Origin of the sequence: Paenibacillus validus NBRC 15382 (assembly GCF_004000985.1) — a bacterium.
Taxonomy (GTDB): domain Bacteria; phylum Bacillota; class Bacilli; order Paenibacillales; family NBRC-103111; genus Paenibacillus_G; species Paenibacillus_G validus.
Genome location: NZ_BIMH01000046.1, coordinates 20,860 through 37,833 on the forward strand (window position 1 = coordinate 20,860; position 16,974 = coordinate 37,833).

The window sequence follows — 16,974 nt, forward strand, 5'->3', positions numbered from 1 at the left end:
CAGCTTGATTTTTTACTGCAACTATTCTAACCCAATCCATGTCAATTCATACTAGACGGCTATCTGGAGGGGACGGCCGGAGGGTCAACGCGCCTGCCATCCTCCAAACTCGATCGTAGGCGGACTGCTTGGGCTTCCGCCTCCTGTAGGCGGATTCCTCTTGACGCGCACAACCGTTCTGTTCCTGAATTCAGGGTTTCCGTAATAAGAAGGAAACACGCCGATTTGTCTGCCCGCCGACAATCCTCCGAAGGACGGCGGAGAACCGCCGATGTCCTTCTTGAAGTTTATATCTCCCATTGTGGCCATATAGCTGCCTACTTTTAACCCGGTAATGCTATTGTTAAACTCAATGCTGCCCTTGGATAAAAAAGTCCCGTCCACGGTCATATTAGGAAAGGTATTGCTGCTGCCAATCACCGTGCTGTTTGTATAAATCGATCCTTTGATTTGCAAGCCGTCAACGGCATTGCTCAAGGTGAGCGTCCCGCCGGAGTAGATGGAACCTCCAATTTCCGTGCCGGCGATCGTATTGGCGAAGGTTATGCTCCCGTCGCTGCCAAGACTGCCTGGAACCGTAAGACCGGTAATCGTATTTTGAAATAAAATGTCGCTTCCAGCAAGGATAGAGCTGCCCGCTCCAAGCAAGTTCAATCCTCCGACGGTTGATTTGAACGTAATACTGCCCTTGGAGCTGATAGATCCGGATACACGGGCCGAGCTTAATGTATTATTGAACATAACATGGCCCGTTGCTGCGATCGGCCCTTGCACCGTCAATCCGCTTACGGTGTTGTTAAACGTAATCCTGCCGTCCGAGCGAATCGCCCCGTGAACGGTCATGTCATTAACGGAACTGTTGAAAAAGATGTCCTTGTCCGCTGCGATCGGTCCCCAAATTTCAAGTTTATCCCAATTGGCATTAAAGGTTACCGTGCCCTGACTTCGAAACATGCTGAGGCTATTATTCGGACTGCCGATGGCGAGCCTCCGAAATCCTTCAAAATAAACCCCTTTCCCCGCCAAAAGCGCCTGTCCGATTTTGTTTTCCGTCCCCCAACCGCCCAGCTGTTTCGAAAAATAAATATACCCTTGAGAGCTCAAATCTTTGCCAATCGACAAGCGGTCGCCGATCTGATTAAATTTAATCCCCGTGGAATCCGCGTTTGCGGTTGAGAGAAAGCCGGAAATCAACGACTCACCAATTTCCAAAGCGGACATTTGTTCAAACAGGATATTTTCCTTGCTGCTCATCGAACCGTTTACGACGTGAAATTTCCCGCTCATATTGCCGACGCTTAACGTTTTGCCGCTAATGATGTTTTTTTTTACGGTGACAGCATTCGCCCAATTTGTATTAAACGTAATTTTTCCGGCTGCGATGATATTGCCGTTAACCGTTAAATTGTTCCAGTTGGAGTTAATGGTGATGTCGCCGCCGGAAACGATATCGCAGTTAATCGGATCCGAATTCGATAAATCGATAATGACACTTCCCGCCGAAGGCGTACATACAGGATTTGAACTCCCCGGTGATAAGGCGTAGGATGCCAGACTCCCCGCTTTCAGCATCAGCTTGTTCGTGTCCGGGTTCGTGTAGGTATATACATTCAGAGGTGTTTCCGGCACTCTCAATGGGGAAGCGGCCGGGATCGCAACGGGGTCTAAAGGAGCAGGCTTCTGGTTAAATTGGGCATTAAAATATTCGGTGAAATCAGCATCGTATTTGGCTTTCGGCACAGTGTCGTCCTGAGCGATGATGTCTCCGTCAGGACGTTTGAAAATTTGCAGCTTCCCGGCCGTAATGGTAGGCGTTACCGCTTCTTGACCGAAAATTCCGCCCGGTACACTATATTTATCGGCCCCGTCGCCTGGCGTCCCCGGATTGACGTTGAAATTCAGCCGGATCGTCCGCGAAATCGCTTTGGATTGGCCCGTCGATACCAACTGAAGATTGTCATTTGCCCCCCCTTCCAATGTCACCTGGGGACTGGCGGAATCATAAAGCACGTCCGGCACGGCGCTTATACGTTGGATAATTGAATTCAGATGATCCGGGGTTAATCTGTATTGCTCGTGTCTGACCGCTTCATATAGCGCCCGCTGAGCGATCAAAGCTCCTGTTTCAGCTAAATAGTAGGCTCTTTCCGACTGTTCTCCCCGAATCGTGTTCAGTTGGCCTTGACGTGTGCTAAACAACAAGGGCGTCGACAATAAACCTATTAATACGACAAAAAACAAAACCAATACTAACGCAGAACCCCGTTCGGCTGAGACTATTTTCATATGCCCCATTCCTTCTTTACAAGTTTTCATGTTATCCTCTATAGTAAAAGTATAATACAAATGACCTAGTGCAAAAAGGGCGTGTTGTTGTGAATAACGAAAGAGGGATTACGTTACTCGAAGTGCTGGCTGCCGTAGCCATACTAAGCGTAGCCATGATCTCCTTTTCACTCCTATTCGGCCAAAATTTCCAATTCTCGCATCGGGAAGAAAGACGCGACGTGTCCGTCAATATTGCAAGAACCGTTATCGAGGAGCTTAAAGGACAACTGCCTTCTGGCGCTGAGCGTATGACTATTTTTGAAGACCATCAAGAAATTGATTTGGCGCTGCTGCGAGAACCATCCGCAGACATCCAGGCCGTAACCGTATATTACCCTTCCGGCGCGGATCGACAGTTTACGGTTGTCATTAGAAACATTCCGATACCCGCTGATAAAAGGATCACGATACCAAATCCGGACGACGCCTCCCAGTCGTATACCTTTCCTTATCACGACTTTTTTTCGCATATTGAAGTCGAAGTGGAGAACGAGGCGCTGCGAACAAGCTACTCCTTGCAGAGCTACGTCGAGAGGCGGGGATTAGGTGAATAGACTGAATGAACGCGGCCTTTCCTTGGTAGAACTTCTCGCCGCCATTACCATAGCTGCCATTGTAATAGGAGTTGTTTCGTCGGCTATTTTTCAAACCTACACAGGATTTGCAACCGTAACGGCACGCGAATCGACTCAGGAAAATGCCAGACTCGTTACCGAGCATATCGTGAATCGCGTCAGGGAACAACCTTATGTCATTTCGCAGAGCGACGAGAACTTCCTGGAATTAACCGCTCCGGACGGGAATCCCGATACCCCCGACGATTTCGTGCATTACCGGCGGGAAGGCACGAATCTTAGCGTCATCACCAGAGCAAACAATCGGGTCGCCACAACCTTGATCGCAACGAATGTCACGGAGGCGCACGCCGAACTGATCGATGCCCATGGGCAAATCATCACCGGTTCCTCCCCGTTACAAGCCCAGGCAATCCGGATTTCTTTGAACTTCAGAACAACGGATAAGCACATGCAGCATTTTAGTACCACAATCAGCATCCCGTCCTGGAATCAATATCGGTAGCGGAAAAGCCGGGTCATGTTAACCCGGCTTTCCTATTTTTGCGCAGACGCGGTGCTTCCCTGTAGCTTGGCCTTCAACATGGCATTGACTTTCTCCGCATTCGTATTAAATATGGTCCAGGCGATGCTGTAATCATCCAAATTTTTACTTTCCCAACCACCCCGCAGAAGCTCCACTGCTGCCGCCATTTTGGCAAACGAATTGGCCAATTCCTCGTCCTGTAAATCTCTGACGGTATCCTCCAAGCTCAAATACCGTTCCCGGATGGATTGCATGCTGCCCGTATCGGTCGTCTTCAAAGCCTTCAACAGCTCCGAAAGAATAGAATTATTCGTCATGGCAACATATTGATAGATGCCTTGTTCGGAAGAAGCTTGCAGGGCAGCCGATTGCGACTTGATAAAATCCAGATTAACAGACCTGTTGGCATCATTCCAGCTTACTTCAGCGCCCAGCATCTCGGCTAGACTGCGAAGAGGAACATAGATGGAGCCGTTGTATAGAATTGAATCCTTGCCCAGCTCTGCTTGCTGGCCATTGACGGCAACATGGATTCTTTCAAATAAAACCTGAATCGATTTCAAGCCGCCTTCCGCAAATACGGTAGCTGAAGTCGCCAGCGTCGTCGCCAGCGCTAATGCGGTAACCACCTTTTTGTTCATCGTTCCCTCCTACTGCTGCGGCTGCGTTGTTCTTAGCAATGCCTGGAAATGTTCTTCCGTCCATGTCGGGTCAAGACGCTTATCGACGATATGGGGCGATAACGGCGGTAATTCCTTGAATTTCCCTTCGTAAGCATTTGCCGAAAATATCGTGATCTCTATAACCATTCGCGTATTTTCACGAGTTTCGTCAGCAGCTTTGGATGCAATCATTCCAGAAGATGCCGGGTTCGTATTCCCCGCCGTAACGGTCCATTTTCGTACATTGACAAAACGGTTCATCTGATAAAGGCCGTTTATAAAATCGACCGTGCTTGGATAGGAGCCGTTAATAGCGATGGTCAAATCGTGAGCTACCGTTGTTTGATCATTTTTTGCCTGCTTTTGAGAGGAAGAACTCCCGTTGGCAGTGGAACTTTTCGAACGATTTTGCTGCTGGGTACTGGGTGCCTCCTCATTGCCCGAAGTCAGGCCTAACGCAGTTAATGGATCGTTGGAAGACACGTTTCCCATTGAAACCGTTTCGATTATCGCGCCTGAACTCGCCTCGAGCTCCCTTATGGACAAGAGGAATCGGACCAGTTCTTCTTGGGTCGGCACTTGCTCGACAAGCTTTTGGATGTCTTCATCCGTTACCTTGGCGGGAATGGGCTTATTTTCAATAGCCGCTTTTTGCTGCTGCAGCGCATCAATCTGATTGTTAAATTGACGTTCATTCAAATATGGCGGCAGCACAAAAACAAAGGCTAGGTATATATTCACAACTAAACCTGCGGTCACTACGCTCCCGATGATCGTGTAAGGAGACTTCAAATAGTTCAAATAATCGGCCATCTTCCGCATGTATCGAACCCCTATTTTGATATAGCCTTAGCCTTTAACTTTACTTCAATGGTTACTGAATACTTAAAAACTGTAGTTGGTTCAGACACGGCTGCGTTGGAACTTGCACCGGTCTCACGGTTTGACGGTGTCTGATTCGAATAGGCTGAGGGCGACTGCTTCTTAAATTGTTCCAATTGCTGCTGAGCCTGGCTGATATCTTCCGCAGTGATAGCTGACTTGCCGGCGGCTGAAGGCGCCGATACATCAGACCGGCTGCTCCCGGATCTGTCCGGTGTATCCGGGATTTGTAAATCAAATTGCTGGTCTACCATCTGCTTGGTAATCATCCAGTTCAACTCGTTCAACAATTGATCGCCTTTCGTTTCCTCAGGCTTGAGCGAATTTTCCAACGATTGGATATAGGCTTCGGTACGATCAATCTTCCCTGTCTCCGCATTCGCGCCCGAGCCGGATTCAACCGGTTGGTTACCCGCGTCCGCTGTCACCTTCAATGGAGCCCGCGTAATGCTTTCAACATGGACGGCTTCAATTAAAGCCGATTGCTGAAGGCGAACCATGTATTCCATCGATTGTTGTAAGCTGGCGAACTCTCCGAGTAATTTGACGGAACGTTGCGGCTCGGAAGCCATAGAAGCTGCAGCGGCGTTATTCGGCGCAGCTGACGCTGCTGTTTCATAACTTTGCATGTTCAGTAGTCTGGACGCTTCCGGAAGCTGGGAGGTCAGAAGTTCGAACACAGGGATCCAATCGTATCGCTCATTTTTGAGCTTCTGGATCTCATTCGCAAACTGATGGAAATCAGCCGTTATCGGATCTTGAACCCGCTGCTGAGTTACCGCACGCACTTCCGCTTGAAGCCTCTCGACCGCTACCGCTTTATCGGACAATCCCTTTTCCAGATAAAAATGAAAAGTGACAAGCAGCACAGCAGCAAGCGCCGATGCAGCGCCCGAGGTAACTAATAAGGGAACGAAGTATTTCTGTATTTTCGGAATTTTAGGAACTAAGTTGATGTTCATCATGTCGAATTCCCCCGCAAGGCCAAGCCGATCGGAACGGCGTACACCGGGAACAGGTCTTGGAACATGTTCTGCACCTGCACCCGCTCGGTATATAACATGGTGATCTCGAGCTGCAATCGCTCCCGAAGCAGCCCGGCGATCTCGTTCAACCGGCCTACATCCCCGGCCAGCACCAACCGGCTAAACTCCTGGGAACGATTGTTCAACGTGTAGCGATAAAAATTCATCAGCCGCTCCAGCTCATGTGCCAAATCGCCGCATGAACCGCGGAAATCGGCATCCGGATCGGAGAACGCAGCGAAAAGCTGATCGATGTCCGAGGCCGCGCCCCCTTCTTCCTTCTCGCTGAAGGAAACCGGTACGGTCCGTGTGATTTTCAGCATTCCGTCGTGGAAAATACTCATGTCCGCCAAACGCTCGTTAATATCAAGCACCAACAATGTGCCCTGCTTATCCGCAAAATCCATATATTCAATAACCCGATATAGGGACAACGCCTTGATCTCCAAGCTGGATACTTTCAAATTTGCCGCTTTCACGGCATGCATATACTCGTCTACCAGCTCGCGGGGAGCGGCTACCAGCATCACTTCGCACTGCGTTTTCTCTACTTGCGGTCCTTCCTCTGCTTGTCTGGAATCGCCGAAGAGGCCGTCTACCCCTTTCAGATCCAAGCCGACCGATTCTTTGGAAGCCGCAGCTTGTCCGAATAAATCATCGCTTTTGCTTGCTTCCGGGAGTTTGTTATGAACGATCTTCTTCTGCCGCCTGCTTGAATGACCCGTTAGACGTCCGGCCTCTGTACCGTTCATTTTTACGAAATCGTATACGGGCTGATCGAAGGGCAAATGGATATGATGCTTCATTTCGAAGTCGACCAAACGGACTAAATCTTTATGCGCAATATCCGGAAATTTCAAAAAACGAACCATAATCGCCTGGCTTGGCAGCACCATATGTACGAACTTTGTTTTTTGGCTTACCCTGGCCGTCAAAGTTTGCAGGGCACGCGTTACGGTAACGGGCTCGAGAATACGTCCGTCTTCGACCGCTTTCTTCGGAAGCTTCTCAACATGATAAGCTTTAATTTCCGGAGGCTTGGATTTATGCAGCCGCAATTCGGTCATTTTTATGGATGAATCAGTGATTTCGAGTCCTAGAGAGGATGTCACGGGAGAGAATAATTGTACAATTGAAGAAAACCGATTCGGCATAGTGACCATCCCTCCTTTCTCTATAAATCCTGAGAGCATTCAATGTTGGTAATTGTCGAAAATAATCGAATATATACGTCTATATTTTATCATAGTCATTCGATGAAAAGACATCATAACGATTTCCAATTGGCCCCATTGCAAATCAAATGGCGATGAGCAGGTCTATATACGCACGGATACACGCGTCTCCCCATAGATAACAGCATATCGCGCCGAGCGCAATAAAGGGGCCGAAAGGAATATGCGCATCCCTTGTTTGACCGCTGCTCTTGAGTAGAATGAGCCCGCCGATCAGTCCGAATAACGAAGCGGCAAAGATCGTGAGTAAGGTAAGCTTGATACCCAGCATGAGCCCGAGAAAAGCAAACAGCTTGATATCTCCTCCGCCCATCCCTTCCTTCTTCATAAAGAACTCCGATGCCCAGGCTATCCCATACAACAGGCCGCCTCCGACTAATGCTGCGACCCCATAGTTCCATAAAGGGAGCCCGTGAATGAACAATCGCAGAATAAGCCCAACCGCCACGGCAAAGATCATGATTTTATCCGGAATCAGCATATATTTGACATCCGTTAAAGTAATGGCGGATAAAATCGCGACAAGAAACAGTCCGACGAGGAGTTCGGGCTTCAGACCGATTACACCAGAAGTGATTGCAAAGAATATGGCGGTAACGAACTCTCCGAACGGATAAATCCGCGAGATCGGAGCCTTGCAGTACCGGCATTTCCCTCCTAGCAGCACATAACTGAAAACCGGAATCAGGTCGAGCGCGCCCAACCGATGATGGCAGTGCACGCAATGCGACGGCGGGTAAACAAAGGATTCCTTCTTCGGAATGCGCAGGGCGATGACGTTCAAGAAGCTTCCGATGAACAGGCCGAGGATACCCGATACTAACGGGAGAAGAAGCGGATGCGCTTGGAATAACGCTTTATATAAAGCTAACGTGTCGTTCAGAAGGCTCATCACAGGCTCCTTAGTAAGAGTTAAGAAAGGTAACCCTACTTGGGGTTACCTTTCTTAAATATTCAGGCCTATTTTTACCTACGGCGTGGTTGCAACAGTAACTGTATACACACCGTCGTTTGCATTATCTCCGTCCGTAATCGTTACAGTCACACCTGTCGGCACATTCGACAGGTAGCCTTCAGTAAACAACTCCTGCAAGACAGCTGCACCGTCAGTCAATGCGGCGGTAGGATTTCCGCCCGTTTCCATAAAGTGTCTTTGCAACGCATCTTGAACAATTCTCTCTGTCGATTCGTTTGCGCTCACACGGGATTGGGTAAATCCTCTAGTCACTGCCGCTCCGGCCACTGCGGCCAAAATCCCCAAAATCACGACAACGGCCATTAACTCGATCAACGTCATCCCTTTTTGATTTTTCGTCAGCTTGAACCGCTTTTTCATTACAGTCTCCATTGTTCATTCTCCTCTCCATAATTAAACGATGTGATCAAACCTTGACTCATTCCCTGGCATTAGCCGCCCATGTTCTCCATCAGCTTGAATGAAGGAAGCATGACCGCCAGCACAATACCGCCGACGATAACCGCTAAAATTAAAATCATGATCGGCTCCAGAAGCGCCTTCAGACGATCCGCCATCGCATCGACGTCGGCTTCATAGAATTCGGCCACCTTCTCCAGCATGGTGTCGAGCGCCCCTGTCCGTTCGCCCACCTGCAGCATTTGCACGACCATCGGCGGAAACAGCCACGAATTTTTGAACGGCTCCGCGATGGAATTCCCCGCCCGCAAGCCTTCACGCGAGTCGCGAATAAGCTTCGCGATGACTTCGTTGCCGACTACGGTAGAGACGATGGACATCATTTGCAGCATCGGGATCGCAGCTGCGAACAAGGAGCAGAAGGTCCGGCTGAACCGCGACAAACTTTGCTTGTGCCATAGCTTTCCGAAAACAGGCAGTTTCAGTTTGATATAGTCCAAGCCGTACACGCCTTTGGGATGCTTCTTCAGCATTCTTAGCAAGAAAGACGGTACCAACAAGAACATCATAACCACGTACCAAAACTGCTTCATCCAGTCGCTGACGGCAATGACGATCCGAGTCGGAAGCGGAAGCTCCAACCCCATCGTCGCAAAGTTCCCCACGAGCCTGGGAACGACAAAGGTCATCAATATGATCACGACGATGACGGTAACGACCCCCATGATGGCGGGATACACCATCGCCGATTTCACCTTTTGTTTCGTGTAATATTCTTTCTCGTAGAAGATCGCGAGCCGCGTCAGCATTTCGTCCAGGTTGCCGCTGGCCTCCCCCGCACGGATCATATTGATGAAGATCCCTGTGAAGACCGTCGGGTAATGGGCTGCTGCTGCGGAGAACTGCGTTCCCCGGGCCATCTCTTCGCTGACCGAGGTCAAGATTTTGCGAAATTCCTTGCTTTCCGTCTGCTCACTCAGGACCCGCACGGCTTCCACCAGATTGATCCCGGATTTGTACAAGGTTGCCAGCTGACGGCAAAACACGGTGAAATGCTCCGTCTTGACCTTCGGCCCGCCGCCGAATTTCAGCTCCTTGCGAAGCAGGCTCTTGCTTTGATCGATCAGTTCCAGGATCCAAAGCCCTTTGCCCTTCAGCTCCTCCATCGCTTGATGGAACGTTTTGGCTTCTAGGGTGCCTTTGTAATAGCGGCCATAATCGTCCACGGCTTTGTAATCGAACTTGGGCACCGGTCTCAACTCCGTTTCGCATAAACTCAGATGTATGGCCGTTAACCGTTCAGATCTGCGAAGCCGAACATCGCTTCCCGGGCGCTCTCCATCGTGATAACGCGCTGCTGCAGCAGTTCGCGCAGCGACATCTCCATCGTTTGCATCCCTTGCGCTTTGCCGGTTTGCATGGCGGAGCGAATCTGGTGCACCTTCTCGGAACGAATCAGGTTCGCGATCGCCGGCGTGTTCACCAGCACTTCGATAGCAGCGACACGGCCTTGTCCGTCAGCCGTCGGCAGGAGACGCTGCGCCATAACGCCGAGCAGCACCGAAGCAAGCTGGACGCGAATTTGCTGCTGCGACTCCGGAGGGAATACGTCGATCACGCGATCTATCGTTTGCGGCGCATCCGCGGTATGTAACGTTCCGAACACCAGGTGACCGGTTTCGGCCGCCGTGATGGCGGTGCTGATCGTCTCTAAGTCGCGCATCTCGCCGACCAGGATGACGTCGGGATCCTGACGCAGAGCGGCACGCAAGCCGCTCGCGAACGAAGCGGTGTCAACGCCGATTTCACGCTGGTTGACAATGCAGGATTTATGGTTGTGAACAAACTCGATCGGGTCTTCGAGCGTAATAATGTGATCGTTGCGGGTCCGGTTGATGTAGTCCAGAATCGCCGCCAGCGTCGTCGATTTCCCGCTTCCCGTCGGCCCCGTGACCAAGAGCAGGCCCTGCGGCTTCTTCGCGAACTCTTCGGCCATCGCTGGCAGCCCGAGCGCTTCCATCTGCGGGATTTTGCTCGGAATCAGGCGGATCGTCAAGCTGACGTTTCCCTTCTGTTGAAAAGCGTTGACACGATACCGGGACACATCCGGTATTCCATAGGAAAAGTCCAGGTCGCCCTTGCTCATAAACGATTGATACTGTTCGTTCGTCATCAGCTCCCGGGCCAGCTCGACCGTGCGGGCAGGCGTCAGCACCTCGCCGTTAACCGGCTTGAGATCGCCGTGAATCCGAAACACGGCCGGCGAATGTACGGTAATATGAATATCTGAAGCTTTCTTCTCATAAGCCAGCTTCAACAAGTCAATTACGCTCAAATCAGACCCCCCCAATTTCCCATTTATTATCATTATACGCATAATCCGGGTGATCTGCCATTAAATATTAGTTAATTCGAACTATTTCCTTATAGCGAACATACATCTATAGAACTATGTATTAGAAATGCTTATGATTCATTCCCGATCACTCTGAATATTTCAGACAGCGTCGTATAACCCGCAGCCGCTTTCGCAAGCCCATCCTTGACAAGCGGGACATAAGACTGGGTCAGCGCATAGGCGCGGTAATCGCTGTCCGGCCTCTTCTGCAGGATCATGGACCGGAGCGTATCGTCGAGCGTCAAGATTTCATGAATCGCCAGCCGTCCCCGATACCCGCTGCGGCCGCATTCTGCGCAGCCTTGGCCCTTCTTCAACGTTTGCGCCTCAAAACCGTGAGCCTCGAACAGCTTCCGTTCATCCTCGGACGGCGAATACGCTACGGAACACGAAGGACAAACTCGCCTCACCAAGCGCTGAGCGACGATGCTGTTGACCGACGAAGAGACGAGGAACGGTTCGACGCCCATATCGATCAGCCGGGTGATGGCGTTCACAGCACTGTTCGTATGCAGCGTACTCAACACCATATGACCGGTCATCGCGGCGCGGACAGCGATCTCCGCCGTTTCCACATCGCGGATTTCTCCGATCATGACGATGTTCGGATCTTGACGAAGAATCGCCCGCAGTCCCCGGGCGAAACTTAAACCGGTTACCGGATTGACCTGAACCTGGTTAATGCCTTGCAGCTGATACTCCACCGGATCCTCAATCGTAATGATGTTGACGTCCTCATGATTAAGCCTCGACAAAGCGGAATACAGCGTGGTCGTCTTCCCGCTTCCCGTCGGCCCCGTAATCAGTACGACACCGTGCGCGCCTTGAATCCCTTTCATAAACAATCCCAAGTTATGCTCCGAAAGCCCGAGCTTCTCGATATCCGTAAGGGCGCTGCCGAGGTCGAGCACCCGCATCACGACCTTCTCGCCGTGAATAGTCGGGAGCGTGGAGATCCGAATATCGACCTTCCGGAATTCAATATCCATCTCCACCCGGCCATCCTGCGGCAGACGTCGTTCGGCGACGTTCAAGTTCGCCATGATCTTGACCCTGGCAATAATGACGCTCTGCATGTGAGGCGGCAGTGAACGCTCCGTACGCATAACGCCGTCCACCCTGTACCTGATGCGAAGACTGTCTTCCTGCGGATCAATGTGAATGTCGCTGGCGCCGATCTGAACCGCTTGAATTATAATCTGATTCACGGTCTTGACAACCGGCGAATCGTCGTCTTCCCGGGTCTGCGGCCTCGCTTCCTCGATCTCCCGGTTCTGCAGGATTTGACTGATCTGCTCGACCGATTCCTGCAAGCCGTAATAACGCTTGATCGCCCGCTGCAGCTCGTCCCGAGCCGCAATAGTCGGTTCGATGCGAAGTCCCGTGCTCATGCGCAGCTCGTCGATGGCGAAATAATCGAGCGGGTCGGCCATCGCCAGAATCAGCTTGTTGCCTTCCGTACGCACCGGGAGCACTTGATGCTGTTCGGCAAGCCGCTGAGGAATAAGATTAATGACCTTCGGATCGATCTTTTGGCGATATAACTGGATGTGAGGGATGCCCAGCTGGAACTCGAGCACTTCGATCAATTGCTGTTCGGTGATGTAGTTGCGGTTAATAAGAAATTCGCCGAGCCGCATCTTCGTTTCCCGCTGTTCCTGCAGAGCCGTCGACAGCTGCTCTGGAGTCAACAGCCCCGCCTCCACGAGCAGGTCGCCGATCCGTTTCCGTAGAGCCACTACGCGTTCCCCCCGATCCGAATATGTACCCAAGCCCCAAACGATAAAGTCCTTGAAAACAAAAACAACCCGACTTCAAAAAGTCAGGTCGGTTGCGCTAGTTGCTCACAGCTGTCCAAGCGCCCACATGAAGACAGCCGTTCATCGCATCATCTGAAGAAATAATATGAAAATCATGCCCTATCTACTATTATTTAAGCACAATTCATACGAAGTCGTCAATGAAAAATAGATCTTAAACCCTATTATTTCGTCATAATTCGACAAATATTATTCGAATTTGCCCTAGACTAGACGAATGGCGGGGCCCACGCTTTCTTTTTCCAGCCGAAGGAATAACCCGTCACTTTCATATCGCGATCCAGCATCACATCGACACCGAACGGCAGCTGATGATTATACCAGAAGCGGACATCCCTCCACTTCACGACATAACCGTCCTGTCCTGCCGAACAAGAGACATGAATCCGCTGCGCAAACTGCAGGAAGGCTCTTACGCCGTCCGTTGACTTGGAAGCCTCGACAATCGAATCGAATGCTTCCTTGACGTAGATGTCTTTCACCTCGACATGCTTCCCCCGCACATGACCTGTATAAAAGCAATCCTCCGTTTCCACCACGAACTGCCATCGAAACCAGTGAAACCCGGGCGCAACCTGATAAATGCCTTCGTAAGGCAGCTGGTGCCGGACGCGAGCTACGACGCGGAGGTGATGTGCCGCGCGGACTGCGATATATCCCGCCGTCACCGCATAAACGGCCACAAACAACAGGCCCGGATTCGTCCCCGACGCTATCCACCATAGAACGCCCCCGGCATGCAGGGCAAACAGGAACGGATCGAAGATCGATAATACGTCCAGATGCTGCCACTTTCGGGTAAACGGACGAAAGCACTGAACGCCGTAAGCGTTAAACCAGTCCAGCAATACGTGGAAACCTACCGCGGCAAATATCCAGGCCAGCAGCAGGCCGACATGCGCCCACACCCCGAACGTCCAGGCGATCGGCAGCGCCAACACTAGCGGCCAAACGAACAGCGCCGGCAGCGAATGCGTTACGCCGCGATGCACCCGAATATAGGTCGAGTAACCGCGAACTCTCGCCAATGTATCGAAATCCGGCGCTTGCGAACCGACCATCGTCGCCGTCAGCATCGCTTGAAACAAAACCGGATCAGCGGACACCTCCGGATGTAGCATGGCCAAGCCCGTCAGCGTCGTCCCGAATAACAGATGGCTACCCGTATCCATCTCGGACACCCCCTGCCGTTTAGGCGGAATGCGTTTCTTTCCCTGCGTCTTGTTCCGCTTCAGTACGGCATTCCTGCTCCCACCGTTCCTGAGCGTTAAACCAATAAAACCATTGCGCCGGATGTTCGCGTATCACGCGTTCCATGAACCGATTCAACAAACGGGTCGCCTCGGAACGGGTGGAACGGCTGAAAGACGAGGATAAGTGAAGCGCCGGTTCAAACGTTAACCGGTGAACAAACCCGCGATCCCGCCGCCCGTAGAACGGAACAAGCGGCGCCTGTTGTTCAATCGCCAGCGTCGAAGCGCCTTGCGGCGTCCGGGTCTGCTTGCCGAAAAACCGTGAGGGCGGGAATGTCGGACGCCAGAAATCGCCTAACAAAAATACGATGCCTCCGTTATGAAGATGCTTCTTCAGTTTACGAAGCAGCTCCAATGACGGCGTTCGATCATAATCAAGCCCGGGACAACCAAGCGCTTGAAATTTTAAATAGAACGGTCTTAGCTCCTCGCTGCCTGCAGTCGCAACCGTCAAGCAATCGTACTTCTGACATAGATACCAATAGTAGTAAAAAAAGTTGCCGCAATGCGGTGTATACACGATCGCACCTCGGCCCAGGCGGAGCGCTTCTTCCAAGCAGGCTTCGCCTTCTACCCGGAAACGTCCGGTTCCGCCGGCCGGCAGACGGTAGGATTCAATCGCTATTTCGTAGAGGGCAAAGACGACATTCTCATAATAACGATAACGAACGCTCTTCAGATCCCGCACCTTGCGATCAGGCAGCAGCTCAAGCATATTGCTCAGGATCCGCTGCCGCAGCCGGACGCCGCCGAGCATATACAAGAGCAGCGCCGCAGCGCGGCAAACGGCAACCATTATACCGAGCGGTACCCGGCCTGTGAATCGAGCGATACGTTGTAACATTCGTTCGTTCCCGGTGACTTTCGCGATCCATTCATACAAACCGTTGACGCCTCCTCCGCATATAAACGTTTATCTAGACATAAACCGCTTTTGATACCGTTTCGTCACACGGTCCTTCTCCAGAACGATGAAGAAGTCTACCGTATCGAACAACGCATCGTAAGCCGGCTCGCCGCCGATTTCGGCGCCCAGCCATTGATAACCTTTCATCAGCGGCGGCAGCTTGCGGAAAATATCTTTATCGCTCAGCTCGCTCTCAATGAGCTGCAGTCCGGCGATCCGATGGGAGTCCAGCGGCCGGACGCCGAATCGGTCGGTGATGACTTGCTTTCGCCGCAGCAGCGTATACATTTCGTTCACGTCGGCGATCGTTGTCAGATGCATGCTGGCACAGCCGATCATATAGCGATAGTCGTTAAGTTATGATGAACGTGAGACAGCTCCGTATTTGCTTGAAATCGTAGGTTAGAATGGAAAGTAGGGAAACCAACCATTTCAGAGCTACAAAGCAAAAGGAGCTGTTAGTATGCAGTCTACCACAAAATTCATTGGTTTAGATGTCTCAAAAGAAAAAATTGCAGTTGCGATTGCTGAAGCAGGTCGAGAAGAACCTAGATGGTACGGTACCATTCCACACACCGCCGAGGCGCTTCGAAAATTGATCAAACAACTGGGCGGCAAAGAAACGCTAGCGTTTTGCTATGAAGCTGGCCCAACAGGCTATGAGGCCTACCGGTGGATTACGTCTATGGGTGCGCAATGTTGTGTAATCGCCCCCACGCTTATTCCCAAGCGAGCAGGTGATCGTATTAAAACGGATCGCCGCGATGCGCTGCAGTTGGCACGACTGTTTCGTGCTGGGGAACTAACGTCTATCTACGTTCCAACTCGGGAAGACGAAGCGCTGCGCGATCTTATTCGGGCACGGTCCGATGCAAGAGAGGACTTACATCGTGCCAGACAGCGACTGATTAAATTTTTATTGCGGCAACAAATTCATCCTCCCGTCACGATTAAACGACGCTGGACGCAGAAGTATCGGAATTGGCTGGACACGCTCAAGTTTGAAACGCAACCCGCCCATCAAGCCATGTGGAAAGAATACAAATATGCTGTTCATGAGGCTGAACAACGGCAGAAACGACTGGAGGCTTCCATTATGGAAGAAGCCAGCAAGGGCGCAAAAGCGTCGGTCATTCATGTTTTGCAGTCGTTGCGTGGCATAGCTCTATTAACTGCCGTTACGATTGCAGCAGAGATTGGAAGTTTTAAACGCTTTCGATCTCCTGCACAATTGATGGCCTATCTGGGATTGGTGCCTCGCGAACACTCCTCGGGACAAACAGTACGGAGAGGCTCAATGACAAAAGCAGGGAATACTCATTTGCGTCGAGCTATTATTGAAGCCTCCTGGAGCTACCGTTATAGCCCAGCCGTCAAAGGGGAATTAGCAGAACGACTGAGCGGACAATCAGCCGAAGTTCAAGCGATTTCGTGGAAAGCACAAGAACGTCTGCATGGTAAGTACAAGCGTTTGGTTTATGGGAAAGGAAGACCTGCGAATATAGCTATTGGCGCTGTTGCGCGGGAATTGACAGGATTCATCTGGGCTGTTGCGCACACATTGGAGGAAGCATAGCTGGTTGCCCCCCTTCCGTCCCCCGCTGGGGATACGCAGGAGGCTTTGCCCCCTGCACCCCCACACTCGCCGTGAGGCGAGTTCACCAGCAAAAAGCTGGTGAACCATTGAAAGTGTTGTGAGTTGTGTAAAACCGCTTGTCAAGGAGATCACTTGACAAGCTCCCGTTAGAGCATTGTGCCCGGAGGCAAAGGACAGGTATAAGGGAGAATCCGCGTTTTGACGCTGCACTAGGGGTGAACCCCGAACGTGCGATGTAAGTTAGCGTAAGCTCCCTTTGACGTAGGCTTACCATGTGGTACCCAACCCACGGATAGCAGTGTGCCAACCGTCGCTCACATTTTGCCTCCGTGCACAGCGCTCTAGCGGAAAAACAGCGGGGCTTGACAAGTCACGTTCATAGCAGCGTCAT

16 protein-coding genes and 1 riboswitch are annotated in these 16,974 nt (G+C 51.3%); of the genes, 3 read left to right on the plus strand and 13 right to left on the minus strand.

The features are described from left to right. Positions 1-84 precede the first annotated feature (84 nt). The gene (locus PVA01S_RS21690; RefSeq protein WP_127609488.1) at positions 85-2,286 is read right to left on the minus strand and encodes a hypothetical protein; all 2,202 of its coding nucleotides are present in this window, start codon (positions 2,284-2,286) and stop codon (positions 85-87) included. Between the two features lie 89 nt (positions 2,287-2,375). Between PVA01S_RS21690 and PVA01S_RS21695 the strand changes: the two genes are divergently transcribed. Further along, on the plus strand, positions 2,376-2,882 hold the full coding sequence (locus tag PVA01S_RS21695; protein WP_164751927.1) for a type IV pilus modification PilV family protein: 507 nt from the start codon (positions 2,376-2,378) through the stop codon (positions 2,880-2,882). Continuing rightward, complete coding sequence (locus tag PVA01S_RS21700; RefSeq protein WP_054797396.1) at positions 2,875-3,408, plus strand: prepilin-type N-terminal cleavage/methylation domain-containing protein; 534 nt, start codon at positions 2,875-2,877, stop codon at positions 3,406-3,408. Before PVA01S_RS21695 ends, PVA01S_RS21700 begins: the two co-directional genes overlap by 8 nt. 32 nt (positions 3,409-3,440) lie before the next feature. Here PVA01S_RS21700 and PVA01S_RS21705 read toward each other — a convergent pair whose 3' ends face one another. The 12 genes from PVA01S_RS21705 to PVA01S_RS21760 form a co-directional block, all read right to left on the minus strand. Beyond that, complete coding sequence (locus tag PVA01S_RS21705; RefSeq protein ID WP_054797395.1) at positions 3,441-4,070, minus strand: stalk domain-containing protein; 630 nt, start codon at positions 4,068-4,070, stop codon at positions 3,441-3,443. Positions 4,071-4,079: 9 nt separating this feature from the next. Next, entirely contained in the window at positions 4,080-4,913 is an 834-nt protein-coding gene (locus tag PVA01S_RS21710) for a hypothetical protein (protein WP_127609492.1), read from the minus strand. Positions 4,914-4,924: 11 nt separating this feature from the next. Beyond that, on the minus strand, positions 4,925-5,938 hold the full coding sequence (locus PVA01S_RS21715) for a hypothetical protein (protein WP_127609494.1): 1,014 nt from the start codon (positions 5,936-5,938) through the stop codon (positions 4,925-4,927). Further along, on the minus strand, positions 5,935-7,152 hold the full coding sequence (gene pilM, locus PVA01S_RS21720; protein ID WP_164751928.1) for a type IV pilus biogenesis protein PilM: 1,218 nt from the start codon (positions 7,150-7,152) through the stop codon (positions 5,935-5,937). Before pilM ends, PVA01S_RS21715 begins: the two co-directional genes overlap by 4 nt. A gap of 145 nt (positions 7,153-7,297) precedes the next feature. Beyond that, positions 7,298-8,125, minus strand: a complete 828-nt coding sequence (locus tag PVA01S_RS21725; protein ID WP_054797389.1) for a prepilin peptidase — start codon at positions 8,123-8,125, stop codon at positions 7,298-7,300. Positions 8,126-8,203: 78 nt separating this feature from the next. Beyond that, positions 8,204-8,581 (minus strand): competence type IV pilus major pilin ComGC, encoded by a 378-nt coding sequence (locus PVA01S_RS21730; RefSeq protein ID WP_054797388.1) that lies wholly within the window; start codon positions 8,579-8,581, stop codon positions 8,204-8,206. Positions 8,582-8,640: 59 nt separating this feature from the next. Next, positions 8,641-9,858, minus strand: a complete 1,218-nt coding sequence (locus tag PVA01S_RS21735; protein ID WP_127609498.1) for a type II secretion system F family protein — start codon at positions 9,856-9,858, stop codon at positions 8,641-8,643. 41 nt (positions 9,859-9,899) lie between these two features. Further along, complete coding sequence (locus PVA01S_RS21740; RefSeq protein ID WP_127609500.1) at positions 9,900-10,976, minus strand: type IV pilus twitching motility protein PilT; 1,077 nt, start codon at positions 10,974-10,976, stop codon at positions 9,900-9,902. Positions 10,977-11,074: 98 nt separating this feature from the next. Further along, positions 11,075-12,745, minus strand: a complete 1,671-nt coding sequence (locus tag PVA01S_RS21745; protein WP_236595912.1) for a GspE/PulE family protein — start codon at positions 12,743-12,745, stop codon at positions 11,075-11,077. A gap of 79 nt (positions 12,746-12,824) precedes the next feature. After that, a riboswitch (cyclic di-GMP riboswitch) is annotated at positions 12,825-12,906 on the minus strand. A gap of 129 nt (positions 12,907-13,035) precedes the next feature. Beyond that, a complete protein-coding gene (locus PVA01S_RS21750) occupies positions 13,036-13,998 on the minus strand; it encodes a metal-dependent hydrolase (RefSeq protein ID WP_127609502.1) in 963 nt (320 codons plus the stop codon). 19 nt (positions 13,999-14,017) lie between these two features. After that, positions 14,018-14,962 carry a lysophospholipid acyltransferase family protein gene (locus PVA01S_RS21755; protein ID WP_230875928.1) on the minus strand — a complete coding sequence of 315 codons (945 nt, stop codon included), beginning with the start codon at positions 14,960-14,962 and terminating at the stop codon, positions 14,018-14,020. A 30-nt stretch (positions 14,963-14,992) separates the two neighbouring features. Continuing rightward, positions 14,993-15,307 (minus strand): hypothetical protein, encoded by a 315-nt coding sequence (locus tag PVA01S_RS21760; protein ID WP_174817606.1) that lies wholly within the window; start codon positions 15,305-15,307, stop codon positions 14,993-14,995. Between the two features lie 142 nt (positions 15,308-15,449). On the opposite strand from PVA01S_RS21760, the gene PVA01S_RS21765 reads away from it, so the two are divergent. Further along, positions 15,450-16,562 (plus strand): IS110 family RNA-guided transposase, encoded by a 1,113-nt coding sequence (locus PVA01S_RS21765; RefSeq protein ID WP_127609504.1) that lies wholly within the window; start codon positions 15,450-15,452, stop codon positions 16,560-16,562. Positions 16,563-16,974: the final 412 nt, after the last annotated feature.